This window comes from Ruegeria sp. H9, from assembly GCF_056532915.1.
Map to the genome: position 1 here is coordinate 407,763 of NZ_JBQFNX010000002.1, position 26,998 is coordinate 434,760.

The window sequence follows — 26,998 nt, forward strand, 5'->3', positions numbered from 1 at the left end:
CCGCGCGATACCATATGTGCTGAGTCATGTTCGGAATTGAGATCATAGACGCGGGCCTTCTGCCTGCCATGTTTATCGCCATGCTGGGCGGGTTGATAAGTTTTCTGTCTCCCTGCGTGCTGCCGATTGTGCCACCGTACCTCGCGTATATGAGCGGTGTGACTATCAACGAGATGCAGGATGAGGCGCGCGCGCGGCGCAAGGCGACCCTGGCGGCACTGTTTTTTGTTCTGGGTCTGTCGACCGTGTTCCTGCTGCTAGGCTTTACAGCCTCGGTCTTTGGGGCGTTTGTTCTTCAGAATCAGGTGCTTTTCGCCAAACTCTCGGGCGCTGTCGTCATTGTCTTTGGCCTGCACTTTCTGAACGTGTTCCGTATTCCTTTGTTGGATCGTGAGGCACGCGTTGATACGGGTGACTCCAGCGGATCTGTGTTCGGGGCATATATTCTGGGACTGGCCTTCGCCTTCGGTTGGACGCCGTGTATCGGCCCACAATTAGGTGCAATCTTGTCGCTGGCCGCCTCCGAAGCATCAGTCACGCGTGGCACCGTATTGCTTGGCGTATATGCGGCAGGCCTGGGCATTCCATTCTTGCTGGCTGCGATGTTCCTGAACCGCTCGATGGCGGTTATGAACCGCATCAAACCGCATATGGGCACAATCGAGAAGGTGATGGGCGGGCTGCTGCTTTTTGTCGGCATCATGCTTGTCACCGGTTTGTTCACCGAATTCAGCTGGTGGCTGCTGGAAACATTTCCGGCTTTGGCAAACCTCGGTTAACCCTCTGGCTTTAAACACGGATGGATAGACGCCAGGTCTTACCTTGGCGTCAACGCTGCGCTAATCTTTGGCGCAGAGGGCCGGGTAATGAGCAGTCAGCAATCCAATCCGCAGGTGCGCAAACGCCGGGTGTTTTACATTCCCGGCTACGACCCGATTCATCCGCGCCGATATCGAGAGCTCTACCGCAAAGAGGGGGGCGCCCAGGCTGAGATATCGGGATACCAGATCGATATTAGCGCTAGGACGGGCGAAGGTCCCTACGGCTGGCAGGTGACTTCTCAGCAGGACGGCAGTCCTGTTGATGCAGATGTTCAGGTTCTGGTCTGGTCGGATATCGTGCGTGACAGCATGGCTCAATCGATACCGGCAACCTATCTGCAACTGGCGAGAACCGCCTGGATATATATCTCGACCGGTACGCTTTGGCGGCTGATGCAGCTGCGCAAGGGGCCCGTAATTGCGGCGCTATACCCGGTGGCAATGCTGCTGCTGCAGCTTTTTGCATCGTTGTTGATTGCTTGGGGTTTAGTCTCTGTATTGAAACCACTCGTTGGGTGGTGGTCTTTGGTACCTGCTGCCGGGGTAATCTATGCTCTGATGCAATGGTTCCGAAAGATCGATAATCGACTATTCGCTTATTACCTTATGCATGACTATGCCCACTCGGCGAAGCTATACGGCGCGTATTCGCAAGATCTGCAATCGAGGCTGCGGGAGTTTTCTGACCTGATCACCGAGACGCTGGACACAGACACCGATGAGGTGCTGGTCGTGGGTCACAGCTCTGGCGCCCATCTTGGTGTGTCGGTGTTGGCAGATGTTTTACGACGACGGGGCGGTGTACAGGATAAGCCAGTCTTATCCTTTCTGACCTTGGGACAGGTGGTGCCAATGGTTTCGTTTCTACCGCAGGCACACACGCTTCGCGCTGATCTTAAATATCTATCCGAACGCGCGGATATGACTTGGATCGATGTCTCTGCACCGGGAGATGGCTGCGCGTTTGCGTTGTGCGATCCGGTCGCGGTCAGCGGCGTCGCTGGCCCCAAAAAATGCGGGCCGCTGGTTCTTTCTGCCGCCTTCACCCAAACACTGTCCCCCGCGCGATGGCAGCAATTGCGTTGGCGCTTTTTTCGCCTGCACTTTCAATATCTTTGTGCGTTCGATCAACCTGGACTTTATGACTATTTCCGCATCACCGCAGGTCCTGAAACATTGAAGCAGCGGTTTGAAGGGCGCGCGCCATCTCGGTCGCGCATTGAACGGTCGGTTTCGAAATACATTGCGGTGGAAGCATGACGCCCCCAAAGCCCGAAGCACGACCGGATAAAGTCTCGCTGTGGCGGTATCTACGTCTGTTTCGGCAAGACTTGCTGTCTGCTCAGCCCCAGCGTCTATATCGAGCATGGATGGCTGAATTCCGAACGCCGTTCTTTCGCTCATATATGGTCAACCAACCCGATCTGATCCGCGCTGTTCTGAAAGAGCGCCCGGATGCGTTTCCAAAATCAAATCGCATCAGCGAAGGCTTACGCCCCTTATTGGGCCGGTCCGTGTTCCTGACCAATGGCGAAGTCTGGAAACGGCAGCGCAGGATCATTGATCCCGCCTTTGAAGGCGGACGTTTGAAAGATACGTTTCCTGCAATGTTAAATGCGGCGCAGGCTTGTGCGGATCGGCTTTCTGGCAGGGTTGGGCAGAAGGTGGAATGTGAAGAAATCACAAGCCATGTCGCGGCGGATGTGATTTTCCGCACCCTGTTTTCGGTTCCCATCGAACATGAGGTTGCCGCGCAGGTCTTCGATAAATTCAGAATCTATCAGCGCGAACAGCCCTTGCTGAACCTGGCCGCATTCGTTCCGGTTCCAAGCTGGATGCCCCGATTTCATTCTCGCAAAACTCGCCAAACCGCCAGCGAGATTCGGGATCTGATCAGCCGATTGACGGATGCACGCGCTATAGCAATCGAAAACGGGTCGGCCCCCGATGATCTGGCCACCAAGATCATGACGACAACAGATCCGGAAACTGGAGACCGGTTTGATGCGCAGGAAATGGTCGATCAGGTCGCCATCTTCTTTTTGGCGGGGCATGAAACCAGCGCGTCTGCACTGGCTTGGACGCTCTATCTGATAGCGATGTATCCGGACTGGCAGGAAAAGCTGGCTGAGGAAGCGAAAGCTCTGGACATGCCCGAGTTTTCAACCATGTCCCAACTAAAACTTAGCCGCGATGTGTTTCGTGAAGCTTTACGCCTGTATCCACCAGTTCCAATGATGGTGCGCGAGGCGACATGTCCTGAACGCTTCCGTGATCGGGATATTTTGCAGGGTTCTCAGATCGTTGTAAGCCCCTGGCACTTACATCGGCACGAAAGGCTTTGGGACCGGCCGGACGATTTCGACCCCACGCGATGGACGACGGAAAACGGAAAGAAATGCCAGCGCGAGGCCTATATTCCCTTTTCGGCTGGCCCCCGGGTCTGCACGGGCGCAGGGTTCGCGATGGTAGAAGGTCCTTTGATCTTATCGATGCTCTTGCGTCGTTACCGATTCGAAACAATACCAGACGAAACGCCGGTACCGGTCGCGCATTTGACCGTTAGATCGAAAGACGGAATTTGGTTGCGCTTGGTTGAGCGCTAACAAACTACCATCGCTCTTCGGCATGCTGTATGCGGATTGAAAACGCGGAATCATATTGAACGGGATTGAGTTATGTCGAAAGCAGAACAGCGCGCGCAGATGTCCGAAGGCGCAGGATTTATCGCAGCACTAGACCAAAGCGGCGGTTCAACCCCCAAAGCGCTGGCTTTGTATGGTGTTGAAGCATCGGATTACGGATCAGACGAAGAGATGTTCGGCGAGATTCAGAAGATGCGCGCGCGGATCATTCTGGCTGACGATTTCACCAAGGATAAAGTGATTGGCGCGATCCTGTTCGAACGGACTTTGGGTGAAGAAATCGACGGCAAGAAGGTTGCGGATTACCTTTGGTCCGAAAAAGGCATCGTGCCGTTCCTGAAAATCGACAAAGGACTTGAGGATCAGGCCAACGGTGTTCAGATGATGAAGCCAATTCCGGGGCTGGCTGAGACGTTGGCCAAGGCGGATGGTGTTTTTGGCACCAAGGAACGCTCAGTTATCCACGAAGCAAATGCTCAGGGCATTGCCGACGTTGTCGCGCAGCAGTTCCAGGTCGCACGCGTGGTCACTGATGCGGGAATGGTCCCAATTGTCGAGCCTGAGGTAAACATCCACTCGGAAACCAAGGCCGAGGCTGAGGACATTCTGAAATCAGAAATTCTGAAGAATCTGGATCAATTGGTCGAGGGGCAGGAAGTGATGCTGAAGCTGACCATCCCCAGCCAGGCCAACCTTTATGATGAGGTGGCGGATCACCCGCGCGTCCTGCGTGTTGTGGCGCTGTCCGGCGGATACTCGACCGAGCAGGCCTGCGACCTGCTTGGCCAAAACAGCAAGATGATCGCGTCGTTTTCGCGCGCACTGACCGAAGGGCTGTCCAAGCAGCAATCAGACGCGGAATTCAATGCAGCGCTCGGCGGGAATATCGACAATATCTTCCGCGCCTCGATCTGATCGTGGGGTAATCTATCCAGGTTTGATGAAATCGCGGCGCAATTGCGCCGCTTTTTCGCGCATAACACATCCGTTGGCGTGATCATTGATCAACCCCATGGCCTGGATAAAGGCAAAGATCGTGGTGGGGCCTACGAATTTCCAACCGCGTTTTTTCAGATCTTTCGACATCGCAATGGATTCTGCCGACGTGGAAGCGCTTTGCGGGGCGGGTGGCGCCGTAGGCTCGTACCTCCAGACATAAGCGGCCAATGATCCTTCGGAAGCGATTAGGTCCTGCACGCGGCAGGCATTGTTGATAACAGCTTCAATCTTGCCGCGGTGTCGCACGATGCCTTTGTCGTTCAGAAGTCGATTGATATCTGCATCAGAAAATTCTGCTATCTTGTTGAAATCAAAGTTTCTAAACGCTGCCCTGAAATTCTCGCGTTTTGACAGAATGGTGCGCCAACTCAAGCCTGACTGAAAGCTCTCGAGGCACAGTTTCTCAAACAATCGTCTGTCATCGGAAACCGGATATCCCCATTCGTTATCATGATAGTGAAAGAATTCGGGGGCGGCGTTGCACCACGAACACCGAGGTTTTCCATCTGGGCCCGTTGCCAAATCGTTCATGAATGTACCCTTTTTGTTCTCCGCGAGGATAAGCGACGCGATTGTTTGAAATCAAGTACTCAATCGGTTTGTCGATACCAATTCAGAATGAAGACACGAATGGCCGAAGCCAGTCCGGTTTCCGGGTCGCGCTCTGCATCAATATTTGCCGCCAGGACATTGATTGGGATATCTTTTTCCCGCGCGATATCACGGAAGGCTTGCCAGAACTCATCCTCAAGCGAAACGGATGTTCGATGACCTTGCAAGGTCAGGGAGCGTTTGACAGGACGTCCACTCATTCGTCGACCTTGTGACCGTCAAGGTCCCGGCGCTGCCGGTCTTGCTGCAGCTTTACAACGGTCCTGTCGGCTTTGGATTGTCCGTGTTTCGCAGCGTTTGCATCCGCGCGGGCCTTTTTTTCAGCCCGCGCTTTTTCTTTTCGAAACCGGTTCAGGTTAACCGGTTTACCCATCAGTCCTTGGGTCCAATCATATGCTCGGGCCGTACAACCGCATCAAACGTCGCCTCGTCCACAAAGCCCAACGCAATGGCTTCTTCCTTAAGTGTTGTGCCGTTCTTGTGCGCTGTTTTGGCGACGGTCGTGGCGTTGTCATACCCGATTGTCGGTGCCAGGGCAGTCACCAGCATCAGGGATTCCTTCATCAGCTTGTCGATGCGTGGCTCGTTGGCTTTGATGCCCAACAACATCCGCTCCGTAAAGCTGTCGGTTGCATCGCCGAGCAGCTGGATCGACTGCAGCAGGTTATAGGACATCATCGGGTTGTAGACGTTCAACTGGAAATGGCCCTGCGAGCCTGCAAACTTCATTGCTGCGTCGTTGCCCATCACATGCGCGGCCACCTGAGTCAGCGCTTCGGCCTGTGTCGGGTTCACCTTTCCGGGCATGATGGAGGAACCGGGCTCGTTTTCGGGCAGGATAAGCTCACCCAATCCTGAGCGGGGCCCCGAACCCAACAGACGGATATCGTTGGCAATCTTGTAGCAGGAACCGGCAATCGTGGCCAAAGCGCCCGACAAAAAGACCATGGCATCATGTGCGGCCAGAGCTTCGAATTTGTTCGGCGCGGTCACAAAGGGCAGGCCGGTGATATCGGCCATATTCTTGGCGACAGCCTCATCCCAGCCGCCATGCGTGTTCAAACCGGTACCCACAGCAGTACCGCCTTGAGCCAGTTCATGGATACCGGGCATTGCAGCTTCTACACGCGCAATGCCCTGACGAATTTGATGCGCATACCCGCCGAATTCCTGTTCCAACGTCAACGGCGTGGCATCCTGCGTATGGGTGCGGCCGATCTTGATGATACCGGCAAACTCTTTTGCCTTGGCTTCCAGCGCCGAGGCGAACTTCTCAAGCCCGGGCATCAACACATCCCGCACACTCATCGCTGTGGCGATGTGCATCGCGGTGGGGAAAGTATCGTTCGAGGATTGACCCATATTGCAGTGATCATTCGGGTGAACGGGATCTTTCGAGCCAATCTCGCCACCCATAATCTCAATCGCGCGGTTCGCAATGACCTCGTTCGAGTTCATATTGGATTGCGTGCCCGAGCCGGTTTGCCATACGACCAGAGGAAAGTTGTCGTCAAACTTGCCTTCGAACACTTCACCGGCCGCTTGTATGATCGCGTCGGCGATCTTGGCGTCCAGCTTGCCGATGGCTTTGTTTTCAATTGCACAGGCCTTTTTGATCACACCCAACGCGCGCACGATGGCGACGGGCTGCTTTTCCCAGCCGATGGGGAAGTTCATGATCGAACGCTGCGTTTGCGCGCCCCAGTACTTATCGGCAGGCACCTCAAGCGGGCCAAAGCTGTCGGATTCAGTGCGGGTTTGAGACATCGGTCGCTCCGGTCTGGTATGCAGTCGTATGCCGTTTACCCGCAGCAAGGCTGTGGCGCAATCGGCCAGTTGAGCGCACCTTAAACTTGGGCCGCGCAAAGGTATAGACGCGGCACAGCTACAAATAATTTCTGTTAGCGAAAACAGTGCCATTGTACGTCGGCGGGCTAAAGTTAAGATGGGACAATAACCCTGACGGAGGCAACCATGCGCGTGTCACTTCTCAAAAGCCCTTTGTATACGCTTGCGTTATTGTTTGCCGCGAGTTTTTGGCTGGCAGTATTTGTGCAACACGCTCAGGCGACGGGAATCGAGCCGTTCGTGGGCGACTATACCGGTTCGGCCGACGTTGTTGATGCGGATGGTACGGCGACCCCTCGGGATATGAGCGTTTCAATTCAGGAAATCAAAGGGGGCTTCAACGTGAGTTGGACCACCACGACTTACAAAGCCGACGGTCGCATCAAGGATGAGAAATACTCGGTTGATTTTCAAAGCTCGGATCGGCCCGATGTTTATTCTGCGGCCATGAAGCGTAATGTTTTTGGCCACGAGGTGCCGCTTGACCCGATGAAAGGGGAACCCTTTGTTTGGGGGCGGATCGAAGGCGATACTCTGACGGTGTTTTCGTTGTTCATAGCCGAAAACGGTGGCTATGAGCTTCAGCAATTTGATCGGACACTAGCTGATGGCGGGCTCGAGCTGTCATTTTCCCGGTTTCGCGATGGGGTTAAGTCGCGCTCGGTCGAGACATTCCTTCAAAAAGATTAAACCCCGCATCAAGCGGGGTTTTCTGATCATTTCCGGAAGCTGTCCAGCGAGACCACGTCCGCATCATGCTGCGGTTCTGCCTCTTCGGCCTCAAGCTCAATCGGGGCCTCTTCCGTCACATGGATCTCTTCGTCCTCGTCTTCCGGGCTTTCAAAGCGCAAGCCAAACTCAACCGAAGGATCCACGAAGGTTTTGATCGCCAGATAGGGGATGTAAAGCGGTTCCGGCGCATCCCCGAAATTCAGCGTAATCGAAAAGCCATCGTCACCGACTTCGAGGTTTTCGAACCAGTGCTGCATGACAATCGTCATCTCGCCTGGATAGCGCTCACGCAGCCAATCGGCCAACTCAACGCCCTCATGCCGTGTATCAAAAGTGATAAAGAAATGATGCGAACCGGGCAGGCCGGTTTCGGACACGTCGGTCAGGACGGTCTTGATCAGGCCTCGCATGGCCGTGTGCATCAGATTCCCGTAGTCGATGTCTTGCGACATGGTTGATCCTCGAAAGTGGTTAATCCCAGCATAGTTCATTCGGACGGAAACGAAAGGCTGTGCTGGGCTGTATTGATTACAAAATCTGCATGCCTAGTCCGGCCAGAACCATGATACCAAGTGTGGTTGCTAAACCGGATTTCATACGGAAAATCAACAGGCCAGCCAGAACGGTCAACACAAGTGCGCTGAATTCAAGCGACGAAGGGTCGGGTAGGGGGAGAGAAACTGGTCCCCAATGCCACCCCGGAATTGAGGTGAACAAGACGTTTAGCCCGAACCACACGGAAAGGTTGAGAATCACTCCGACGACCGCAGCTGTGATTCCGTGCATCGCGGCCCCAAGACGCGGACGCTCGGCGATTCTGTCCAGATGCGGGGCTGCAAGAAAAATCCACAGAAAACACGGTACAAACGTCGCCCATAAAGCGACAATGCCCGCCGCAAACGCCAGCGAGGCGCCTCCGGCAATCTGACCGCTAAGCATGGCCACAAACTGAGTCACCAGAATCAGCGGCCCGGGCGTCGTTTCGGCCAGCCCCAGCGCGTCGATCATCTGGTCCGTGCTGATCCATTGGTAGGTCTCGACCACAGTCTGGGTCATATAGGCCAGCACCGCATAGGCCCCGCCAAAGGTAACAACCGCGAGCCGGGCAAAGAACCAACCCAGATCGCTGAGCAGTTCCTGACCCGTCAGAGACAGCACGAACAACGGCCCCAGCCAAAGAACAAGCCAGAAAACCGCAGTGCGAACGGGATTGGCAAGCGTTGGGCTGGTTTGAACGGCGGCTGGTGCATGGTCCTTCGAAGTGGCGAACCCCCAAACGGCGGCGCACAGGATGATCAGCGGGAAGGGCAGGTTGAAGACAAAAATCCCTAAAAAGGCGAGGCCCGCGATCATCCGATGCTCAACATCTGTCAGCGCTTTTTTCGATAGGTTCCGTAGCGCCTGAAGGACGATGATGATCACGGTGGCCTTGATGCCCAGAAATCCGGCCTGAACCAAAGGCAATGTGCCATAGGCCGCATAGAGCAAAACCAACAGCGCGATCACCAGAGCCCCCGGCAGCACAAACAAGCTGCCCGCGATCAACCCTCCGGCTACGCCGCGCAGCCGCCAGCCAGCATAAGTGGCAAGCTGCATGGCTTCGGGACCCGGCAACAGCATGCACAGCGAAAGCGCGCGTAGATAGGTCTGTTCGTCCAACCAGGGGCGCTTTTCGACCAGTTCCTGATGCATGAGTGAGATTTGGGCGGCGGGGCCGCCAAATGACAAAAGCCCGATGCGCCCAAACACCCTGATCAACTCTTGATATGAAGGGGTCATCTGCCGTGACCCGCGGGCCAATCATGCGTCTCGCTAGAGCCATCGCGCGCCCAGCGATAGAGTGCATCATAGATGTGCATTCCAGCCTGCAATTGTTGTTGGTCATCCCGATACTGGCGCGACAAGCCGACCGAAAGGGCCAGCACCCCGGCGGCCTCAGGCGCCAGATCGTGCCTGTTTGTATCGGCGGCACGTATGATCGTCGCCATGCGGTCCAGAGGCTCAGATCGAAGCTTGAAGTCATCCAGCATCGTATCAAAGGTGCAATTGTCGCCGCGATGGCTCCAATCAGTTCCTTCAACATCAAAGGGTGTGGCAACGAAGTGCTCGGCAACCCCCTGAATTTCATCCGGTGCTACAAACAGGAACCGAGCGCGCCTGTCGACAAACCTGCGGATCAGCCAGGGGCACGCGATGCGATCAATCTTGGGGCGGTGCCGCGTCACCCAGACCGTGTTGCCTTTTGCAACTGCAGGAAGGGCAGGCACAGGCACGACCATTGCGCCCGGCATAGCGCGCCAGGCGAACATTCCACCTTCCAGAATTTCTGCCACCACCCCTTCAGCCTGCAGCCATGAAACAACGCCCTGACTCAGCTTTTTGCCTTTCTGGCAAATTACTACGCAAGAATGATCGCCGGTATGATTTCTTATGCCATCAACATTTTGATATGGCATTCGGAATGCGCCGGGTATGAGGGAGGGATCATCGTCGAAATCCCCATCTGTTCGCACATCAAACAGGATAGGAGCCTGAGGCGTACCGATCAGGCGCAAGAGTTGTCGGGGTGTAATTGCATTGGGGGCAGCCATTGCATGTTTCCTTATTGCTTTGGATACATGCGAACTTGGGCTGCCGCCTCACGGGGTGTTCGCAAGCTTACCCCTTGATCCTCTGCTAGCGCGCAAATGCGGGATGGGTCAAGCTTGCGGTCAAGTTTATCAGGCCCAGTCCAACCTTTGCCCGGTCATGCAAACCGGAAGGGTATCCTGTGGGAACTGCCCCAGTTGTTCAAAAAGTGTAATGAAATCAAACTGATTATAGGCCTCGACCATCTTGTCCCCTTTGAAGCGCGCCATGACTTGTCCGGTAACTTCAAGCGGGGCACCGTTATCGGCCCGGAAGGTGCGGACATGCAGAATACCAGAGACCCAATCACCATTTTCGATGATCTTCGGCAGTTCGACTGTGATCTCGCCCAGAACATGACGAAACGCCATGACCAGATCGCGAAAGTCGTCCGCGCCAACCTGCATTTCGGGTATCAACCCTTCGGCCATCGTATCCGGGGCAAAAAACTGATCGATTGCATCGGTATTGCCTTGTTCCCAGACCTCTGAATACCATGCCCTAAGCCTGTCAGAATTCGTCATCTCAGCCCTCCTGTCGCTTGTTCAGGAAGATGGATCAGAGAAATGAATAAACCCTGAATCCCAGGTGAGTTATGGGCATGGAGCAGACATAATCGGTAAAATGCAGGTTTCTGTTGCCAGGTACCTGCGAACCCCGCCTTACGCGGCTAGGCGCAAGGGCTTAAGTTTCGGTCTTGCTACTGCTTACGCAGCAACTGCAACCGGAGCACGATTGTCGTTTGCAATTGTACTAGTTTCGCCGATAACGGTGGCAGACAGCCGAGACAAAGCTAACCCCTTTAGACGTTCGTCGATCCTGTTTCGGCCCCAAAATCCCCAAACGAAGGATGATTGGTGGAGCCGCCGGGTACCGCCCCCGGGTCCGATCCGCTTATTACGAGCGCGTTTATGTCCATAGTCCCGAAGGACCCCTCATATATAGGTTAGGACGTGGTCGGATGCAAACCCGGAATTCTAAGGTTTACTTATATCAAATTCAATAAGTTAAGCAGCTCTGTTCATGTTGGCGAGAATAAGCCAAAGGGCCAGAACAAGCTCGATTCCACCAAAAGTCAGCGCCTTGACGAACGGGGGATTATCCAGCGCCAAAGACACAAACCGACCCAACGCCGCCCCTGCATAAACAACGCCCAGCATGGCATATGCCATCGGTGTGTTGAGCCAGAGAACCACGGCACCTGTCACCACGAACAACCCGCCAACCGAGGCTCGCATCTCACTAAGTCCCATGGTGCTTTTGGTGGGGGCTAGGTCCAGCGCGTTGGCTGTGTAGGCCGGGGCCAGAAATCCGAACAAACCAAAGCCGATGGTCAGCAAGGCGGCAATCACGTTAAGGGCTGTGATCATGGACTTTTTCCCTTTCTGCTCTGCCCGCAGAGTCTAGCGCAGCACTATGTAAAGAAAAGCATCTAAATCGCTGACCACAAACCTATAACTCCGACCGCGATCAGGCTGAGAGCCCAGACAAGTTCCAGATTGAACCAACTGCGTGACAGAAATTGAAGGCCCAGCCAGCGATAGACGGCGAAGGCCAGAATGCCCCCGCCAAGGATCATGGCGGCTGTGTGAAGTGCAGCGACCGTCAGAACGAGCAGGCCATTGCTCGCCATGATCTGAGAGACTGCGATCTGGCCCGTTTCCAACTCGTCTGATCCACACAATCCAAGATAAATCGGAACCAGCATCAACGCCGCGCCGTGTGCCAGCGCAACGAGGAACGACCAAAGTGCCAATTTGCTTGGCGGTACGCGCGACAACATCCGGGGATGCCGGCGTGTTATGGCGATGTAAACACCCATTGTGATCACAATCAGCGCAGCACCGATACGAATTTCGCGTTGATATTCAACCAGAACTGCCATCATAGCAAATGGCAGTAGGACCCCCAGCATGGCGACGAAATGACCACCAGCCAGGGCGGTCAATGCGCGCCACAAAGCTGATGGCCGTTGTTCCATCAGCGCCGAAGATACCGCAAGCGGCCAGCCCATTCCGGGATTCAGGCCATGATAAGCGCCGCTAATCACAACGGCCAGCCAGAGACCAGCCGTTGATGTCATCAGAGTTTCCAACTCAGACCGATGGGTAGCAGAAACTATCGGTAGAACAGTCTCCACCCTCAAGCCGGATTTGGTGGGCCCGATATCCGTCGGGGAAGTCGACCCAGAACTTCGGATCCAATGTCAGGCCTCCGTTTTCGCCAACATCCGCCTTGACCATCGCAGCCCCGCGTTCACCGGGATAGAACTGATCATCCCAAGTGGAATAAAGCGAATTGGTCCAATATACCCGCTTTCCGTCGCGGCTGATTTCAACCATCTGCGGCCCGTAACCAAAGTCTTGCCCGTTGGGATGTTTTGTTTTCTTGACGATCCCCCCGATCTCGACTTTGCCCGCAAGGGTCGGGTTCATCGGATCAGAGACATCGTATTGATGCATCTCACCCGTGCCCCAACAGGCCACATAAAGGTATTTATCGTCCAAGCTGAGATCGATATCCGTGACCAGTGGCGGAACGGCAGAGAAGCCTTTCAGCAATTCAGGCAAGTCATCTGGATCAGCGGGCTGCGGATCGATCGTGATAGTCTTCTTGGCCTCGAAGGTGCCATCATCATTACGCCACCAAGTAAAGATCGCGCCCTGCAGGTTGGTCGTGTCAACCACCACACCACAGAACCCATATTGTTTGACCGGATCGTGAGCGGGCCGGATTTCCAGGGCCATCTGGTGATTTTCACCTAGATCGATGGTCTGAATATTTGTCCGGCTGCGTAGGTTCCAGAAATGGATGCTGTGCCCGTATTTGTTCGAAAGCAGATCCTCGGCCACGATGCCGTTTTCGAATTGCGGAGGCAGTCCCCATTCCGAACTGACCATATAGTCGCGTGGCAGGTTCCACCAGAAATCGTAGTGTTTGTCTTGGATACCTCGCTCGATCTCGTAGCGCCCAATGATCTCGAAGCTCTCGCAATCCATGATGAAAATGCCCGGTGGGCCGTCCGTGCCGTCTTCGCCACCGCCTCCAAGCGTGCTCACGTAGATCCCCTCCGGTCCGCAATGGATCGTGTGCGGGCGGGAATATCCAGTTTTTGCAAAAACTTCTTCGGGTTCGATGATCTTGTGTATCTTGGCCTCAAGCGGGTTCTTGACGTCGATAATGTAGATCCGGCTTGATCGTATGCCAGGAACAATGAGGTAGCGGCGTTCCAGAAACGCATGGCCACTAAGCGGTGACAGCGCAGAGGAACAAGCGTTCCACCCAAAATGGTGAAACTCATCGCCTTTCTCTGGCATGATCACTTGATGGACAATTTTTCCGTAATCATCCGAAGTCGGATCCACGTTCACGACGGCCAAACCGTCTGGTTGGGAAAAATCAGGGCTTAGCATCAACGTGAATGCAAGCGTTTCAGTGGGGCCCTCCATCGCCAGTTTGGCTGATGGGTAAAAGGTTGGGTCCGGTCTTTGGTTCATAACGTCCTCCCGTAAGTCATTGATCTTCAATACATGTTGGAAGTTCCGGTCTTAACGCCGGATGTCATGCTGCCTGCTCGGGCACCTCGCCGTCCTTCGTTCCTTTTTGCCTGTGGTCAGGCGGGTTTGCGTCGTCTTTCGGCCACGTCCTGCGCCAGTTGCCGTGTGTAGGCCTCAAGTTTGATCAATGCTGCATCGACCGAGCTGGCATCACGCGCTTCTAGTGCGTCTGTGATGTCACTGTGGAGGGCGATGATCTCTTCGCGGGATCGGGCCGTGAACGTAATCATGTTCATCAGAGGTTGCATAGCCTCGACCGCGCCGGCCAATTGGTAGGACAGAACGGGGTTGCCCGCGCCATCCACAAGCGCGCGATGAAAGGCGACGTCGGACGCGCAGAAAGCCTCATCTGTGAGACCTGGTTGCGCCTGACGAAAAATCTCGGCCCGCATGGTGGCAAGTTGATCCGCGGTACGACGTTGTGCCGACAAAGCAGCGCATGCACGTTCGAGCGCATAACGCGCTTCGCATGCGGTGTCGAAACTGACTGCGTTCATCGACAGCAGCAGTGTCGAGGTTGTGACTTGTTGGGAATAGGCGTCCTCAAAACTCAGTCGGTTCACAAACGCACCACCCGATGCCCCGCGTTGCGTGCGGATAAGGGACTGCGCTGCCAGACGTTTCAATGCTTCGCGAACCGTAGGCCGTGATACTTTGAACTGATCGGCCAACTCAGATTCTGAGGGCAGACGCTCATCTACGATTAGCCGACCCGAAATAATGGCGTCGCGGATTGCCTGAGCAATTTGAGCGGACAGATCTGCAGTACTCTGAGGGTCGATTTTCATGGTTGTTTTCGGCGATGCGTAATTTTTATTTGTCTGACATTTAAAAGTCTGACATTTGAAAAGCAAGAGAGTTGAGTCGGGAGGAGCAAGTGAGTCGCTCAATTTTCCGCAGCGCGCTTTGGTTGGGCTTCTACATCACGATCCTTTGGTCGTGGTGGATGATGGTCTCGATGAGCCGCGATATGGACGTGGACTGGATCGGTCGACCCGGACCGATGGGTCAGGCGATGGCGGCCATGGATCCGCGTATGGACATGTATATGCCCATGGCCGAGTTCGGCCCACTTTTCTGGATGTGGGCGATCATGATGGCGGCCATGATGCTGCCGACTTTGGTGCCCACGTTGCGCAGTTATGATGATCTGATCCGCAGCGCGAACGGTACGCGGGCAGGGTGGCTGGGCGTTCTATCCGGATACTTCATAGTTTGGGTGGGCTTTGCTGCGCTGATCACCGGCCTGCAATTGGCGCTGCTGTTTGGCGGCGCGGTCGATATGTTGGGAATCGCTAAATCGCCATATCTGGCCGCCGGCCTGTTGATCGCCGTGGGTGCCTTTCAGTTTTCTCGGGTGAAAGAAGTCTGCCACGGTGTTTGCCATGCACCGATGACGTATTTTCTGGGCCACTGGAAAACCGGATTCGGCGGCGGTGTACGCATGGGCGTTGGACTGGGTGCGTTCTGTGTCGGTTGCTGCTGGGGCTTCATGGCGTTGGGCTTTGTCGGCGGCGTCATGAGCCTGCTCTGGATGGGGCTGGCGACCCTGTTCATGGTATTGGAAAAACTTCCCCAGATCGGGCACGCCGTGACCCGTCCTATGGGATTCGTCTTGATTGCGGGTGGTTTTGCACTGCTCGCTCATCACATTGTTTACGGAGGATAAGCCGATGGCTAAAAACAGAAAACCGGATGCAGACAAGCTGCCGGTCAGTCAAAGAATTGACAGCCGGATGCCAAATCCCAAGCGGCGTGAGATGAGCCCGACCGATTGGGCGGTTAAGGGTGAACTGATCCTGAACTGTTCGTGTGACGTATTCTGCCCATGCGTGGTTTCGCTGGGTGCACACCCTCCGACCGAAGGGCATTGCCATGCGTGGATGGGTATCGCGATCGACGAAGGCCATTACGAAGGCGAAGACTTGTCCGGTCTGAATGTAGGTCTGCTGGTTGATATCCCCGGACGCATGGGCGAAGGCCAGTGGAAAGTCGCGGCTTATGTGGATGAACGTGCCAGCGGCAAGGCTTATAATGGACTGTTGCAGATATTCAGCGGTCAGGCAGGTGGCACAACCGGGCTGTTCACTATGTTGGTCAGCGAGATCATAGGGGCTGAACGTGCACCGGTTCAGATCGAAAGGGACGGCACCAAACGCCGGATCATGATAGGGCGCAAGATTCAGGGTGAGATCGAAATGCTTGCGGGCAAAGACCCAGAGCACCCAGTGATGGTTTCAAATTCGAAATACTGGATGGGGCCGGACATCATTGTAGCAAAAGGTACGAAATCCAAGGTGCGCGACTATGGTCGCGTATGGGACTTCGGCGGCAAGTCAGCCGAGATCTGCCCGATTGACTGGCACGGGCCTAAGTAATGATAACCGGTGCCTATGCCCGTGAAATGGCGCGATATAACCACTGGCAAAACAACCAGTTAAAGAGCTTTCTCAAAGCTCTTTCAGACGAAGAATTGGCACGGGATCGCGGCGCTTTTTTCGGGTCGATCATGGGAACTGCCAATCATTTGCTTTGGGGGGATTGGATCTGGATTTCCCGGTTTGACAAGGGACCGGGGCCAGGTGGCGGCATTCCTGAGAGTGTCTCGATCTGCACTGGCATGGCCGACTGGCTGCCGCTGCGCGATACGATTGACGCCCGTATTGCCAGATGGGCCAATACGTTGGGGGATGATGTCCTGAGCGGTTCGTTCACGTGGTACTCGGCTGCAAAAGAGAACGACGTAACAAAGCCTTACGGGCAATGCGTCATTCATATGTTCAATCATCAGACGCATCATCGCGGACAATTGCACCAAATGCTGACCGAGGCTGGTTCGCAGGCACCTGTCAGCGATCTTGTCTTTCTGCCAGAGGATTTCTGACATGGCAGTCATCTCACCGAACCGGCGCGTGCGCAAAACCCCATTCACTCCGGGCGTCGAGGCCGAAGGCGTCACAGGGTATACCGTTTATAATCACATGCTGCTTGCGACGGTTTTTGAAAGCATCGAGGCTGATGCGGCGCATCTGAAACAGCATGTTCAGGTCTGGGATGTCTCGTGTGAGCGGCAGGTACAGATCAAAGGTCCGGATGCGTTGCGGCTGATGAAGATGCTCAGCCCGCGCGATATGGACAAAATGCAGGCGAACCAGTGCTATTATGTGCCGATAGTAGATCACAATGGCGGCATGCTGAATGATCCTGTTGCGATCAAACTGGCGGATGATCACTATTGGTTGTCGGTTGCCGATGGTGACCTTTGGCAGTTTGCTCTGGGAATCGTGATTGCGCTGGGGCTGGATGTCGATATTTCTGAGCCGGATGTGTCGCCCTTGGCGGTACAAGGCCCCAAGGCGGACGAGCTGATGACGCGCGTCTTTGGTGATGAAGTCAGGGATATAAAGTTCTTTCGATATAAACGGTTGGCGTTTGAAGATACATCATTCGTCGTCGCCCGGTCTGGCTGGTCAAAACAAGGCGGGTTCGAGATATACGTCGAAGGGACGGATTATGGCATGCCACTATGGGACACGCTGTTTTCTAATGGCCGAGACCTGAACGTGCGGGCAGGTTGCCCAAACGGGATAGAGCGTGTTGAAAGCGGTCTGTTGAGTTTCGGGTCGGACATGCGGCGCGAGAATACGCCCTATGAATGCGGGCTAGCACGGTTCTGCAATTCTCCGCTGGATTACATCGGCAAAGCCGCTTTGGCGGATCAGGCGAAAAACGGTCCACCCCGGCAGATCCGTCCGCTTGTCATTGAAGGTGAGATCGGACCGTGCACCGAATCTTGGCCGCTGATGGCCGGGGGCCGGCAGGTCGGGCAGGTGGCTTCGGCTGCGTATTCACCCGAGTTTGGAGTGAATGTAGCCATTGGAATGGTCGACCGGTCCCATTGGGCGCCAGGTACACGGATTGAATTGATGACCGAACATGGAATGCGATGGGCCGAGGTGCAGGAAAAATTCTGGCGCTAAGCCCTTGTTTCAGGAACACAGCCGATTGAGGCAATAGAAGGAGTAAGTTCATGTTTAATGCACTTGTCGTTGAAAAAGATGAAGAAAGTGGCCTCGCAAGCGCTTCGGTGAAGCAGATTTCTCTGGATACGCTGCCGGATGGAGAAGTGACGATCGCCGTTGAATATTCAACGGTGAACTACAAGGACGGTCTGTGCATGTCGCCCAAAGGCGGTGGTCTGGTGCGTAGCTATCCTCATATTCCGGGCATCGATTATGCGGGCACGGTCGAGCAGTCCTCGGATGCACGCTACAAACCTGGCGACAAGGTCGTGCTGACGGGCTGGCGCGTAGGTGAAGCGCATTGGGGCGGCTATTCACAAAAAGCAAACGCGCGGGCAGATTGGCTGGTGCCGTTGCCGGATGGGTTGGATACACGGCAGGCGATGGCAGTTGGCACTGCCGGGTTCACCGCTATGCTGGCCGTCATGGCGCTGGAGGATCAAGGTTTGCAGCCGGGTCATGGCCCGGTGTTGGTCACAGGTGCCGCAGGAGGTGTCGGCTCGGTCGCGACGGCCATTTTGGCCCATCTGGGCTATGAGGTTGCAGCTGTGACCGGGCGTCCTGAAACCGAAGAATACCTGAAATCACTGGGTGCAACCACAATTGTCCCGCGTGACGAGTTGAACGAGACCACCAAGCGTCCGCTGGAAAGTGAAACTTGGTCCGGATGTGTTGATGCGGTGGGCGGAGCGATGCTTGCCCGCGTGCTGGGGCAGATGAAGTATGGGGCCTCGGTCGCTGCGGTTGGCCTTGCCGGTGGTGCGGCGCTGCCCGCAACCGTGATCCCATTCCTGCTGCGCGGTGTAAATCTGTTGGGCATCGACAGCGTGATGCAGCCATATGACAACCGGGTCCGTGCCTGGACGCGTATCGCAACCGATCTGCCTATGGATAAGCTTGAGGCGATGGTCCATTCAGCAACCCTTTCTGATCTGCCCCAGTTGGGAGCGGACATCCTGCAAGGTCAGGTAAAAGGGCGCGTCGTGGTAAACGTGAACGCTTGATAGACAAAACAGACAACGGATCGGCCGGAGCATGCATCCGGCCGACCCAATTGTCGGGAATGAGGCCGAAATGCCGGAAACAGTTCTGGCCATTGCCACATTTCGTGACCATGATTGCTATACATCCCATTTGTGATGGCTTAAGACCCATCCGAACATCACCTGAAGACGGGGAGTGAGCAGCATGTCTGATGATTTCGAACTCGACACCGATGATCTGAAACGCCGTATGGACGGCGCGATGGCCAACCTCAAAACCGAATTCGCCTCGCTGCGGACCGGGCGTGCCTCGGCCTCGATGCTTGAGCCCGTTATGGTCGATGCTTACGGCGCGATGACTCCGATCAATCAGGTTGGTACCGTGAACGTCCCTGAACCGCGCATGGTAACCGTGAATGTTTGGGACAAGGGCCTCGTCGGCAAAGTTGAAAAGGCCATTCGGGAAAGCGGTTTGGGTATTAACCCGCAACTGAATGGTACCATCATCATGCTGCCGATTCCCGAACTGAACGAAGAACGCCGTCGCGAGCTCGGCAAGGTCGCGGGTCAATATGCAGAAAGCGCACGGGTTTCGATCAGGAATGTGCGCCGTGATGGCATGGACCAGATCAAAAAGGCCAAGGCAGACGGCATGTCCGAGGACGATCAGAAATTCTGGGAAACCGAGGTTCAGGAGCTGACGGATACCATGATCAAATCCGTCGATGATGCGCTCGAGACCAAACAAGCCGAGATCATGCAGGTCTGAGCCTCGGATATGCCAAAGGATCCCGATACCTCTCCGATTGCAGGGCCGCGCCACGTTGCTATCATCATGGACGGCAACGGTCGCTGGGCACAGTCGCGCGGGCGGCCTCGATTGTTTGGCCATCATGCAGGTGCGCGCCGCGTCCGTGAGGTGGTCGAGGCCTGCCCGGGTTTAGGGATCAAGTATCTGACAGTATTTGCGTTTTCGACTGAAAACTGGAAACGCACTCAGGTCGAAGTTGCAGGCCTGATGAGCTTGTTTCGCCGTTACATCGTCAAAGAGACCAAGACCTTGAAAGATAACGGCATTCGGGTCCGTTTCATTGGGGATAGAGTTCGGCTGGATGCCAAGCTGACCGAGCTGATGGATACGCTTGAACGCGAAACACAGAACAACGACCTGGTTCATCTAACCGTTGCCTTGAACTATGGCGGACGTGACGAGGTGGCGCGCGCGACCAGACGTTTGGCACGTGACGTGGCCGAGGGCGTACTGCGACCCGAGGACGTGGACGAGGAAACTCTGCCCAAATATCTGGACACGCGCGTTCTGCCTGACCCCGATTTGGTGATCCGTACCAGTGGTGAAGCGCGGATTTCGAATTTCCTGCTGTGGCAGTCTGCCTATTCCGAATACGAATTCATCGATACTTTGTGGCCTGATTTCACCGCTGCAGAACTGGAACGGCTGTGCCGCAACTATGGATCGCGTGAACGGCGGTTTGGAGCGGTCCCGGCATGAGTGATGGCCGATGGTCTGATCTGACTGCCCGGGTTTTGTCGGCTTCGGTTCTTGTGACTATTGCGGCAGTCGAAGTTTGGCTAGGCGGCCTGTGGTTTGAGATATTTATCGGCACCGTCTGCGGTCTGATGATATGGGAACTGATCCGGATGATCGACCCAGAACGTCAGGGTGTCGCGATTCAGCTGGCGATACTGACCGGGTTCGCCGTGGTCCTAAGCTATCATCTACCACCGCTATACAAGCTTCCATGTTTGGTGGCCCCGGCATTGGTAGGAGCAGGACAGATCAACCGTGCGCGCGGGATATACGTCCTGTTTGCCCTTTGGATCGCGATGTCGGGGCTGGGATTCATATCGATCCGAGAAAACCTGGGATTTGGATGGATGGTTTGGCTGATCCTTGTGGTCGTGGCCACGGATGTCGCCGGGTATTTTGTGGGCAAAACGCTTGGCGGACCTAAGTTCTGGCCCAGAGTTAGCCCCAAGAAGACATGGTCCGGTACGGTTGGAGGCTGGGTGGCCGCCGCGCTGGTCGGAACAGTTTTTGCGCACTATGCCGGTTTCGGCATTGCTTTTATCGTTGTCTCGGTTCTTGCCTCTATGGCCAGCCAGATCGGTGATATTGTTGAAAGCGCGACAAAACGTGGCTTCGGCGTTAAGGACAGCTCAAACCTTATACCCGGTCATGGCGGGTTTCTGGATCGGTTTGATGGGATGATGGGCGCGTCAGTCTTTGTGTTGCTCGCAGGGCTGTTTTACGCGCCCGGAGGTATGTGATGCGAAGGGTATCCATATTTGGTGCGACTGGTTCCATTGGCCAGAATACGATTGATTTGATCGCAAGAAATCCGAATGCCTATGAGGTGGTTGCGCTGACCGGTGGACGCAACGTCGCGCAGCTTGCACGCGATGCGGTGCGCCTGGATGCAGACGTGGCGGTGACTGCGTTTGATGACAAATTCGATGATCTGCGTGACGCATTGGCCGGCAGCGGAGTGCGAGCGGCTGCGGGGCAGGCCGCTCTGATCGAGGCCGGGGCGCGACCGGCGGATTGGGTGATGTCTGCAATTGTCGGTTCCGCAGGACTGGCTCCGGGGATCGAAGCGTTGAAACAAGGGGCGACACTCGCGCTTGCCAACAAGGAAACGCTGGTTTGTGCCGGGCCGCTGGTTCTGGAAACGGCTCGGGCGCATGGCGCCACGCTATTACCCGTGGATAGCGAACATTCGGCAGTTTTTCAGGCGCTGGTGGGCGAGGATATGACAAGCGTCGAACGGATCATTATCACCGCAAGCGGTGGAGCGTTCCGGGATTGGCCGCTTGGCGATCTGGCCAAAGCAACTGTTGAACAGGCATCGAGTCATCCGAACTGGAACATGGGACAGCGGATAACGATCGACAGCGCATCTATGTTCAACAAGGCGTTGGAAGTTATAGAAACCAAAGAATATTTTGGCGTTAACCCATCGAATATCGAAGTCCTCGTGCACCCCGAATCCATCGTTCACGCACTGGTCGGATTTCAGGACGGCGCCTTGATGGCGCATCTGGGGGCTCCGGATATGCGCCATGCCATCGGGTACGCGCTGCATTGGCCCGAACGGCGCGATTTACCTGTTGCGCGTCTGGATCTCGCGCAACTGGGTCAGTTGCGATTTCATGCACCGGATGAAGCGCGTTACCCGGCTTTGCGTCTTGCCCGCGAAGTGATGCAGCGCGGCGGCTTGTCCGGTGCGATCTTCAACGCCGCCAAAGAGCGCGCATTGGACCACTTTATAGAAAACCGGATACGTTTTTTGGATATGGCAGACACGGTGTCGGCCGTGTTGGAGCGTTTTGAGGCTTCAGACAGCCTGATTGATGCACCATTGACCCTTGATAATGTACAGCAAACGGACCATCTCGCACGTCAGTGGGTCGATGAAACCGTATTGGAACGAGCAGGATAGAACTTTTGGACATACTCTCTTTGATCCCGCAATTTGGCAATCTGCTCTACACGATAATAGCCTTTGTTATTGCGCTTTCAGTGATTGTCGCGGTGCACGAATACGGCCACTACATCGTTGGTCGGTGGTCTGGCATTCATGCCGAAGTGTTCTCGATCGGTTTTGGCCCGGTTCTATGGAGCCGTGTAGACAAGCGCGGCACTCGCTGGCAGGTCGCGCTGCTGCCATTTGGCGGTTATGTCAAATTCCTGGGAGATGCCAATGCCGCGTCCGGCAAAGACGTAGACGCGATGAGTGAGATCTCTGCACAAAGCCCGGAAGAGCTGCGCCGCACCATGCACGGTGCCCCGCTTTGGGCGCGTGCGGCTACTGTTGCGGCAGGGCCGGTCTTTAATTTCGTGATGTCGATATTGGTGTTTGGCCTGATTTTCTGGTCGCAGGGTGTTTCCCGTGAACCTTTGACTGTTGGCGCACTGCAGCCGTTGCCTGGTACAATTCAGGGTCTGCAGGAGGGCGATGAGATTATCGCCATCGCAGGCATTCCAACACCGGATTTCGATGACGCAAGCAACTGGTCCGATTTCATCAATTCGCTGCCTGTAGAACCAGAGCTGGACTATACGGTTATCCGAGATGGAGAGACCACTGATGTCGTGGCACCTTGGCTCTTTCCACCGCTAATCCAACAGGTTACGCCGCGCAGTGCAGCGATGGACATACAGTTGCAGCAAGGCGACGTAATCACGGCGGTAGACGGTGAACCGATCTTTGCGTTCGAGCAGCTTAAGGAACATGTCGAAGGATCGAACGGGCGCGTATTGCTGCTGGATGTATGGCGCGACGGGGCGGATTTAGAATTTGCACTTGCGCCCCGACGCACCGACGAGCCGACGTCCGATGGTGGTTTCATCACCCATTGGCGCATCGGTATCGTAGGCGGCATGATGATCGATCCCGAAACCGTTCCAGCGGGCATTTGGGATTCGATCGAAGGTGGCGTGGTCCAAACCGGGCGCATCATCGAAGGCTCACTGTCGGGAATGTGGCACATGATCACCGGAGCGATCAGCACCTGCAACATTTCCGGGCCGATCGGTATTGCCGAAACCTCGGGTGCTATGGCCAGCCAGGGGGCACAGAACTTCATCTTCTTCATCGCCGTATTGTCAACGGCGGTCGGGTTGCTGAACCTGTTCCCGATCCCAGCCTTGGATGGGGGGCATTTGCTATTCTACGCTTATGAAGCTGTGTCTGGCAGACCACCCAGTGATAAAGCGCTGAGGGTACTGATGGGGGTCGGTGTCACACTGATCCTGTCATTGATGCTTTTCTCGGTCAGTAATGATCTGTTCTGCTGATTAAGGCGATCTTGGCACCGTTCCGACGCAAAATTGCCGCAATTCAAGCCTATCTTATTGGGGTGCATCGATAAGTGTAGGCTTGAGTTCAATGACCAAGGCGTTTCAAAAATCCTATCAGAGTGTCAGTGTCCTGTTCCAGTTGAACTGGGATATGCTGCTTAGCTTTGCCGTGACCGCACTGGCCCTAGCTGTTGGTGGTTATCTGCTCGGTTTGTGATTCTCCAGAACATGTCTGACTTACATGCAACGGCCTGATGGGCCGTTTTTGCTTTTTCGTCTTTTGACATGGCCTCACAATCGGGCTACTCAGCAGCTAAAGGCTGAAAATTCTGGGTAGTGATAAAAATGACTGACAGCAGGCGCACGGGCACATACTGCGGCTCGCGGGGGCGGAAAAGCAACATTTTGTGGCAGGCACTAACGTTCTTTTTCCTTTTTGCTACACCGGGTTTACTGGTTCTGACGCAGCCCGCGCAGGCGCAATCCTACACCATCAACAGCTTCGAGGTTGAGGGCAATCGACGGATCGAGACTTCGACGATTATCGCCCGCACCGGAATCGAACCGGGGCAGACTGTTACGGCAGGACAATTGAATGATGCCTTCCAGCGTTTGCTTGACAGTGGTGTTTTTGAAACAGTCGAACTTACACCGCGTGGCAGTACGTTGGTCATCGCGGTCGAGGAATACCCGACCATCAACCAGATTAGCATCGAGGGCAATCGCCGCGTAAAAGATGATCTCCTGCTCGAAGCGATATCGTCCCAAACCCGCCGCGTATTCACGCCTCAACAGGCCGAAGCGGACGCTGACCTGATTGCCGAAGTATATTCGGCGCAGGGCCGCGTATCCGCGACGGTTATCCCGCGCATCATTCGTCGCAGCGATAACCGTGTCGATCTGGTGTTCGAAGTCGCCGAGGGAACGACAATCGAGGTCGAGCGAGTCAGTTTTGTAGGAAACCGCGCGTTTTCGGACCGTCGACTGCGCCGCGTGCTTGAAACAAAGCAGGCGAACATTCTGCGGACCTTCCTTCGCGGCGACACCTTCATTGCCGACAGAATCGAATTCGACAAACAGGTGATCCGTGATTTCTACCTGTCACGCGGTTATATCGATTTTCGCGTCAATAGTGCCAATGTCGAATTCACCCGCGAACGGGATGCATTCTTTCTGGTTATGAACGTCACAGAAGGACAGCGGTTCTCGTTCGGTCAGATTACGACCGTCAGTGAGATCCCGGGTGTGGACCCGGCGCCTTATCAGGCGGCTCTGAAAGTCAAACCAGGTGTAATTTACTCTCCGACGGTGCTTGAGAACTCGATCGCGCGGATGGAGCGTCTGGGGCTGAAAAACGGCGTTGATTTTCTGCGGGTCGAGCCCCGGGTAACGCGTAATCCCCGCGATCTGACATTGGATGTCCAGTTCGTGCTGACCCGTGGCCCGCGTATCTTTGTGGAACGCATCGATATCGAGGGCAACACAACCACCCTGGACCGTGTGATCCGCCGCCAATTCGATACCGTTGAAGGCGACCCCTTCAATCCCCGCGAAATCCGCCAGAGCGCCGAACGTATTCGCGCCTTGGGTTTCTTCTCGGTCGCTGATGTGGAAACCCGCGAGGGATCGTCGCCAAGCCAGGTTATCGTGGACGTGGATGTCGAAGAACAACCAACCGGTTCGTTGAGCCTGGGTGGTAGCTACTCGGTCTCGGACGGTTTCGGGATCGCAATCGGATTGAATGAATCGAACTTCCTCGGCCGCGGGCAAAACCTGGGTATCACGTTGTCGACAGCTCAGGATTCTGAACAGTACGTTATCAACTTTACCGAGCCTTATCTGCTGGGCCGTAAGCTACGCTTTGATCTTGGGCTTGGCCTGGCCAGCACCAATTCGAGCTTTGCCAGCTACGACACAAAAACAGTGTTCTTCCGCCCACAGCTGAGCTACGCGATCGGTGAATTGTCGGCGTTGCGTCTTCGCTATGGTTGGGATCGCAGCGAAATGACCCAGCAGAGCAATGAGCGGAACGGCGCTGTCATCTCATCAGAGATCGATCAGGGGAAACGAACCAGCAGTTCTCTGGGTGTGTCCTACGTATACGATAGCCGTATTGGTGGCCTGAACCCCACAGCGGGCGTCCTGTTCGAAGTCGGCGTGGATGCTGCTGGTCTTGGCGGGGACAATGAATTCTTCAAAACCACGGCGCGGGCGATCGCGCAGAAACGCGTCCTCAACGAAGAAGTCGTATTGCGCGCGACGCTTGAATTGGGTGCACTGAACTGGACCGGGGACGATTTCAGCCGCACGCTCGACCGGTTTGTTCTAGGTCCTAGCACATTCCGCGGGTTTGAGCCTGCTGGTATCGGGCCGCGTGACCTTTCGAACGGGCAGGACGATGCCATCGGCGGCAACTACTACTGGGTTGCTCGTTTCGAATCGGACTTCCCGCTGGGGCTGCCCGAAGAACTGGGGCTGCGTGGCGGCGTCTTCTATGATGTTGGCAACCTCTACAATCTCAACAACGTCAACACCGCTGGCGCTGATATTGTTGGTGAAAGCGGTTCGATCCGGCATGTTGTAGGGGTATCCGTGCTGTGGGAAACACCGTTTGGTCCGCTTCGCTTCAACTTCTCGCAGGCCCTCAAGAAAGAGGACTTCGATAAAGAGCAAAGCTTTGACCTGACCGTTCAAGCCAGGTTCTGATCGCGAATGATCACCGAAGTTAAGAACATCCTGCAGGGCCCGCTAAGGGCCCTGTGCGTTTTGGTACTTGTAGCTGTAGCAATGCCGCTGGGTGCGCAGCAATTGGGCGTGCCGCAAACAGACGTTCTGACAATCTCCAGTGAGCGTTTGTTTGCAGATTCCGCCTTTGGGCAGCGGGTCTTTCGCGAGATTGAAGCCGAAAGCACCCTTTTGGCCGAAGAAAACGAAAGGATTGTGGCGCAGTTGAGCAAGGAAGAAAAAGATCTGACCGAAAAGAGGTCAGATCTTTCGGCGGACGAGTTTCGCCCGCTTGCCGAAGCTTTTGACGAGAAAGTTCAATCACACCGTGACGGCCAGCGCGCCAAACTGGACGCATTAGCGCGGCGCGGCGAAGAGGCGCGCGGTCAGTTTTTTGAAATGGCGCAACCGGTGCTGATCGAACTGCTGCGCGAATTTGGCGCCTCGATTGTGATCGAGCGGTCCAATGTGGTTCTAAGCACGGACGCCTCAGATATTACCAACGCTGCGATCGCCAGGATCGATGCCGCAATCGGCGACGGCGCTACACTTGAAAACAATAACAACGAATAGGCTGGCTTGCCCTTGGGTACGGGTATTGCTAA

At 55.3% G+C, this 26,998-nt stretch carries 30 protein-coding genes and 1 other RNA gene; 18 read left to right on the plus strand and 13 right to left on the minus strand.

The features are described from left to right. Positions 1-26: 26 nt before the first annotated feature. The 4 genes from ACR0CZ_RS10560 (at position 27) to ACR0CZ_RS10575 (ending at position 4,381) form a co-directional block, all read left to right on the plus strand. Positions 27-779, plus strand: a complete 753-nt coding sequence (locus ACR0CZ_RS10560; protein ID WP_170393160.1) for a cytochrome c biogenesis CcdA family protein — start codon at positions 27-29, stop codon at positions 777-779. Positions 780-866: 87 nt separating this feature from the next. Continuing rightward, positions 867-2,081 (plus strand): hypothetical protein, encoded by a 1,215-nt coding sequence (locus ACR0CZ_RS10565; protein ID WP_170465388.1) that lies wholly within the window; start codon positions 867-869, stop codon positions 2,079-2,081. Next, the gene (locus ACR0CZ_RS10570) at positions 2,078-3,427 is read left to right on the plus strand and encodes a cytochrome P450 (RefSeq protein ID WP_170393158.1); all 1,350 of its coding nucleotides are present in this window, start codon (positions 2,078-2,080) and stop codon (positions 3,425-3,427) included. Before ACR0CZ_RS10565 ends, ACR0CZ_RS10570 begins: the two co-directional genes overlap by 4 nt. Before the next feature lie 72 nt (positions 3,428-3,499). After that, the gene (locus tag ACR0CZ_RS10575; RefSeq protein WP_170393157.1) at positions 3,500-4,381 is read left to right on the plus strand and encodes a fructose bisphosphate aldolase; all 882 of its coding nucleotides are present in this window, start codon (positions 3,500-3,502) and stop codon (positions 4,379-4,381) included. A gap of 12 nt (positions 4,382-4,393) precedes the next feature. Here ACR0CZ_RS10575 and ACR0CZ_RS10580 read toward each other — a convergent pair whose 3' ends face one another. Genes ACR0CZ_RS10580 through fumC form a run of 4 tightly spaced genes read right to left on the minus strand, consistent with a single transcriptional unit; the run spans position 4,394 to position 6,844 of the window. Continuing rightward, positions 4,394-4,996, minus strand: coding sequence for a DNA-3-methyladenine glycosylase I (locus tag ACR0CZ_RS10580; protein ID WP_170465385.1), 603 nt, complete (start codon positions 4,994-4,996; stop codon positions 4,394-4,396). Between the two features lie 59 nt (positions 4,997-5,055). Then, entirely contained in the window at positions 5,056-5,277 is a 222-nt protein-coding gene (locus ACR0CZ_RS10585; protein ID WP_170393155.1) for a ribbon-helix-helix domain-containing protein, read from the minus strand. Beyond that, positions 5,274-5,450 (minus strand): DUF4169 family protein, encoded by a 177-nt coding sequence (locus tag ACR0CZ_RS10590; RefSeq protein WP_170393154.1) that lies wholly within the window; start codon positions 5,448-5,450, stop codon positions 5,274-5,276. The genes ACR0CZ_RS10585 and ACR0CZ_RS10590 overlap by 4 nt, the downstream gene beginning before the upstream one ends. Continuing rightward, complete coding sequence (gene fumC / locus ACR0CZ_RS10595; RefSeq protein WP_170393153.1) at positions 5,450-6,844, minus strand: class II fumarate hydratase; 1,395 nt, start codon at positions 6,842-6,844, stop codon at positions 5,450-5,452. The genes ACR0CZ_RS10590 and fumC overlap by 1 nt, the downstream gene beginning before the upstream one ends. A gap of 207 nt (positions 6,845-7,051) precedes the next feature. On the opposite strand from fumC, the gene ACR0CZ_RS10600 reads away from it, so the two are divergent. Next, positions 7,052-7,615 (plus strand): hypothetical protein, encoded by a 564-nt coding sequence (locus ACR0CZ_RS10600; protein ID WP_170393152.1) that lies wholly within the window; start codon positions 7,052-7,054, stop codon positions 7,613-7,615. 26 nt (positions 7,616-7,641) lie between these two features. On the opposite strand, the gene ACR0CZ_RS10605 is transcribed toward ACR0CZ_RS10600, so the two are convergent. The 9 genes from ACR0CZ_RS10605 to ACR0CZ_RS10645 form a co-directional block, all read right to left on the minus strand. Further along, complete coding sequence (locus ACR0CZ_RS10605; RefSeq protein WP_170393151.1) at positions 7,642-8,109, minus strand: SspB family protein; 468 nt, start codon at positions 8,107-8,109, stop codon at positions 7,642-7,644. 76 nt (positions 8,110-8,185) lie between these two features. Further along, the gene (gene chrA, locus ACR0CZ_RS10610; protein WP_170393150.1) at positions 8,186-9,436 is read right to left on the minus strand and encodes a chromate efflux transporter; all 1,251 of its coding nucleotides are present in this window, start codon (positions 9,434-9,436) and stop codon (positions 8,186-8,188) included. Beyond that, on the minus strand, positions 9,433-10,248 hold the full coding sequence (locus tag ACR0CZ_RS10615; protein ID WP_170393149.1) for a sulfurtransferase/chromate resistance protein: 816 nt from the start codon (positions 10,246-10,248) through the stop codon (positions 9,433-9,435). The genes chrA and ACR0CZ_RS10615 overlap by 4 nt, the downstream gene beginning before the upstream one ends. A 129-nt stretch (positions 10,249-10,377) precedes the next feature. After that, positions 10,378-10,809, minus strand: coding sequence for an ester cyclase (locus ACR0CZ_RS10620; RefSeq protein ID WP_170393148.1), 432 nt, complete (start codon positions 10,807-10,809; stop codon positions 10,378-10,380). Between the two features lie 99 nt (positions 10,810-10,908). Beyond that, positions 10,909-11,256: a transfer-messenger RNA gene (gene ssrA, locus ACR0CZ_RS10625) on the minus strand. A 36-nt stretch (positions 11,257-11,292) separates the two neighbouring features. Beyond that, positions 11,293-11,655 carry a DUF4345 family protein gene (locus ACR0CZ_RS10630; RefSeq protein WP_170393147.1) on the minus strand — a complete coding sequence of 121 codons (363 nt, stop codon included), beginning with the start codon at positions 11,653-11,655 and terminating at the stop codon, positions 11,293-11,295. A gap of 62 nt (positions 11,656-11,717) precedes the next feature. Next, positions 11,718-12,368 carry a hypothetical protein gene (locus ACR0CZ_RS10635; RefSeq protein WP_170393146.1) on the minus strand — a complete coding sequence of 217 codons (651 nt, stop codon included), beginning with the start codon at positions 12,366-12,368 and terminating at the stop codon, positions 11,718-11,720. Between the two features lie 13 nt (positions 12,369-12,381). Then, positions 12,382-13,782: a selenium-binding protein SBP56-related protein gene (locus ACR0CZ_RS10640; RefSeq protein WP_170393145.1), complete on the minus strand. Its 1,401-nt coding sequence runs from the start codon at positions 13,780-13,782 to the stop codon at positions 12,382-12,384. Between the two features lie 116 nt (positions 13,783-13,898). Further along, positions 13,899-14,630 carry a GntR family transcriptional regulator gene (locus tag ACR0CZ_RS10645; protein ID WP_170393144.1) on the minus strand — a complete coding sequence of 244 codons (732 nt, stop codon included), beginning with the start codon at positions 14,628-14,630 and terminating at the stop codon, positions 13,899-13,901. Positions 14,631-14,719: 89 nt separating this feature from the next. On the opposite strand from ACR0CZ_RS10645, the gene ACR0CZ_RS10650 reads away from it, so the two are divergent. The 13 genes from ACR0CZ_RS10650 to ACR0CZ_RS10710 all read left to right on the plus strand — a co-directional run bounded on the left by ACR0CZ_RS10650 (position 14,720) and on the right by ACR0CZ_RS10710 (position 26,966). Further along, positions 14,720-15,511: a DUF2182 domain-containing protein gene (locus tag ACR0CZ_RS10650; RefSeq protein WP_170393143.1), complete on the plus strand. Its 792-nt coding sequence runs from the start codon at positions 14,720-14,722 to the stop codon at positions 15,509-15,511. A gap of 4 nt (positions 15,512-15,515) precedes the next feature. Beyond that, positions 15,516-16,220 (plus strand): DUF1326 domain-containing protein, encoded by a 705-nt coding sequence (locus ACR0CZ_RS10655; protein WP_170393142.1) that lies wholly within the window; start codon positions 15,516-15,518, stop codon positions 16,218-16,220. Then, on the plus strand, positions 16,220-16,726 hold the full coding sequence (locus ACR0CZ_RS10660; RefSeq protein ID WP_170393141.1) for a DinB family protein: 507 nt from the start codon (positions 16,220-16,222) through the stop codon (positions 16,724-16,726). Before ACR0CZ_RS10655 ends, ACR0CZ_RS10660 begins: the two co-directional genes overlap by 1 nt. Position 16,727: 1 nt before the next feature. Further along, the gene (locus ACR0CZ_RS10665) at positions 16,728-17,822 is read left to right on the plus strand and encodes a dimethylsulfoniopropionate demethylase (protein WP_170393140.1); all 1,095 of its coding nucleotides are present in this window, start codon (positions 16,728-16,730) and stop codon (positions 17,820-17,822) included. A gap of 50 nt (positions 17,823-17,872) precedes the next feature. Beyond that, a complete protein-coding gene (gene acuI / locus ACR0CZ_RS10670; protein WP_170393139.1) occupies positions 17,873-18,868 on the plus strand; it encodes an acryloyl-CoA reductase in 996 nt (331 codons plus the stop codon). A 184-nt stretch (positions 18,869-19,052) separates the two neighbouring features. Then, positions 19,053-19,616 carry a ribosome recycling factor gene (frr, locus tag ACR0CZ_RS10675; protein WP_480536950.1) on the plus strand — a complete coding sequence of 188 codons (564 nt, stop codon included), beginning with the start codon at positions 19,053-19,055 and terminating at the stop codon, positions 19,614-19,616. Positions 19,617-19,625: 9 nt separating this feature from the next. Beyond that, the gene (locus tag ACR0CZ_RS10680) at positions 19,626-20,357 is read left to right on the plus strand and encodes an isoprenyl transferase (RefSeq protein ID WP_170393137.1); all 732 of its coding nucleotides are present in this window, start codon (positions 19,626-19,628) and stop codon (positions 20,355-20,357) included. Further along, positions 20,354-21,136 carry a phosphatidate cytidylyltransferase gene (locus tag ACR0CZ_RS10685; protein ID WP_170393136.1) on the plus strand — a complete coding sequence of 261 codons (783 nt, stop codon included), beginning with the start codon at positions 20,354-20,356 and terminating at the stop codon, positions 21,134-21,136. Before ACR0CZ_RS10680 ends, ACR0CZ_RS10685 begins: the two co-directional genes overlap by 4 nt. Continuing rightward, positions 21,136-22,308 (plus strand): 1-deoxy-D-xylulose-5-phosphate reductoisomerase, encoded by a 1,173-nt coding sequence (dxr, locus tag ACR0CZ_RS10690; RefSeq protein ID WP_170393135.1) that lies wholly within the window; start codon positions 21,136-21,138, stop codon positions 22,306-22,308. Before ACR0CZ_RS10685 ends, dxr begins: the two co-directional genes overlap by 1 nt. Before the next feature lie 5 nt (positions 22,309-22,313). After that, entirely contained in the window at positions 22,314-23,666 is a 1,353-nt protein-coding gene (rseP, locus tag ACR0CZ_RS10695; RefSeq protein WP_170465377.1) for an RIP metalloprotease RseP, read from the plus strand. A 91-nt stretch (positions 23,667-23,757) separates the two neighbouring features. Further along, entirely contained in the window at positions 23,758-23,886 is a 129-nt protein-coding gene (locus tag ACR0CZ_RS10700) for a hypothetical protein (protein WP_255612105.1), read from the plus strand. 128 nt (positions 23,887-24,014) lie between these two features. Further along, complete coding sequence (gene bamA, locus ACR0CZ_RS10705; protein WP_170393133.1) at positions 24,015-26,375, plus strand: outer membrane protein assembly factor BamA; 2,361 nt, start codon at positions 24,015-24,017, stop codon at positions 26,373-26,375. 6 nt (positions 26,376-26,381) lie between these two features. Then, complete coding sequence (locus ACR0CZ_RS10710; protein WP_170393132.1) at positions 26,382-26,966, plus strand: OmpH family outer membrane protein; 585 nt, start codon at positions 26,382-26,384, stop codon at positions 26,964-26,966. Positions 26,967-26,998: the final 32 nt, after the last annotated feature.

Bases quoted from the DNA above. Each gene is read 5' to 3' on its own strand.
- ACR0CZ_RS10585 (WP_170393155.1), bottom strand. From the start codon at position 5,277: ATGAGTGGACGTCCTGTCAAACGCTCCCTGACCTTGCAAGGTCATCGA.
- ACR0CZ_RS10630 (WP_170393147.1), bottom strand. From the start codon at position 11,655: ATGATCACAGCCCTTAACGTGATTGCCGCCTTGCTGACCATCGGCTTT.
- chrA (WP_170393150.1), bottom strand. From the start codon at position 9,436: ATGACCCCTTCATATCAAGAGTTGATCAGGGTGTTTGGGCGCATCGGG.
- frr (WP_480536950.1), top strand. From the start codon at position 19,053: ATGTCTGATGATTTCGAACTCGACACCGATGATCTGAAACGCCGTATG.
- dxr (WP_170393135.1), top strand. From the start codon at position 21,136: ATGCGAAGGGTATCCATATTTGGTGCGACTGGTTCCATTGGCCAGAAT.
- ACR0CZ_RS10680 (WP_170393137.1), top strand. From the start codon at position 19,626: ATGCCAAAGGATCCCGATACCTCTCCGATTGCAGGGCCGCGCCACGTT.
- ACR0CZ_RS10620 (WP_170393148.1), bottom strand. From the start codon at position 10,809: ATGACGAATTCTGACAGGCTTAGGGCATGGTATTCAGAGGTCTGGGAA.
- ACR0CZ_RS10645 (WP_170393144.1), bottom strand. From the start codon at position 14,630: ATGAAAATCGACCCTCAGAGTACTGCAGATCTGTCCGCTCAAATTGCT.
- fumC (WP_170393153.1), bottom strand. From the start codon at position 6,844: ATGTCTCAAACCCGCACTGAATCCGACAGCTTTGGCCCGCTTGAGGTG.
- ACR0CZ_RS10660 (WP_170393141.1), top strand. From the start codon at position 16,220: ATGATAACCGGTGCCTATGCCCGTGAAATGGCGCGATATAACCACTGG.
- acuI (WP_170393139.1), top strand. From the start codon at position 17,873: ATGTTTAATGCACTTGTCGTTGAAAAAGATGAAGAAAGTGGCCTCGCA.
- ACR0CZ_RS10605 (WP_170393151.1), bottom strand. From the start codon at position 8,109: ATGTCGCAAGACATCGACTACGGGAATCTGATGCACACGGCCATGCGA.
- ACR0CZ_RS10685 (WP_170393136.1), top strand. From the start codon at position 20,354: ATGAGTGATGGCCGATGGTCTGATCTGACTGCCCGGGTTTTGTCGGCT.
- ACR0CZ_RS10710 (WP_170393132.1), top strand. From the start codon at position 26,382: ATGATCACCGAAGTTAAGAACATCCTGCAGGGCCCGCTAAGGGCCCTG.
- ACR0CZ_RS10560 (WP_170393160.1), top strand. From the start codon at position 27: ATGTTCGGAATTGAGATCATAGACGCGGGCCTTCTGCCTGCCATGTTT.
- ACR0CZ_RS10635 (WP_170393146.1), bottom strand. From the start codon at position 12,368: ATGACATCAACGGCTGGTCTCTGGCTGGCCGTTGTGATTAGCGGCGCT.
- ACR0CZ_RS10700 (WP_255612105.1), top strand. From the start codon at position 23,758: ATGACCAAGGCGTTTCAAAAATCCTATCAGAGTGTCAGTGTCCTGTTC.
- ACR0CZ_RS10600 (WP_170393152.1), top strand. From the start codon at position 7,052: ATGCGCGTGTCACTTCTCAAAAGCCCTTTGTATACGCTTGCGTTATTG.
- ACR0CZ_RS10575 (WP_170393157.1), top strand. From the start codon at position 3,500: ATGTCGAAAGCAGAACAGCGCGCGCAGATGTCCGAAGGCGCAGGATTT.
- ACR0CZ_RS10665 (WP_170393140.1), top strand. From the start codon at position 16,728: ATGGCAGTCATCTCACCGAACCGGCGCGTGCGCAAAACCCCATTCACT.
- ACR0CZ_RS10615 (WP_170393149.1), bottom strand. From the start codon at position 10,248: ATGGCTGCCCCCAATGCAATTACACCCCGACAACTCTTGCGCCTGATC.
- ACR0CZ_RS10590 (WP_170393154.1), bottom strand. From the start codon at position 5,450: ATGGGTAAACCGGTTAACCTGAACCGGTTTCGAAAAGAAAAAGCGCGG.
- ACR0CZ_RS10655 (WP_170393142.1), top strand. From the start codon at position 15,516: ATGGCTAAAAACAGAAAACCGGATGCAGACAAGCTGCCGGTCAGTCAA.
- ACR0CZ_RS10580 (WP_170465385.1), bottom strand. From the start codon at position 4,996: ATGAACGATTTGGCAACGGGCCCAGATGGAAAACCTCGGTGTTCGTGG.
- ACR0CZ_RS10565 (WP_170465388.1), top strand. From the start codon at position 867: ATGAGCAGTCAGCAATCCAATCCGCAGGTGCGCAAACGCCGGGTGTTT.
- ACR0CZ_RS10640 (WP_170393145.1), bottom strand. From the start codon at position 13,782: ATGAACCAAAGACCGGACCCAACCTTTTACCCATCAGCCAAACTGGCG.
- bamA (WP_170393133.1), top strand. From the start codon at position 24,015: ATGACTGACAGCAGGCGCACGGGCACATACTGCGGCTCGCGGGGGCGG.
- ACR0CZ_RS10570 (WP_170393158.1), top strand. From the start codon at position 2,078: ATGACGCCCCCAAAGCCCGAAGCACGACCGGATAAAGTCTCGCTGTGG.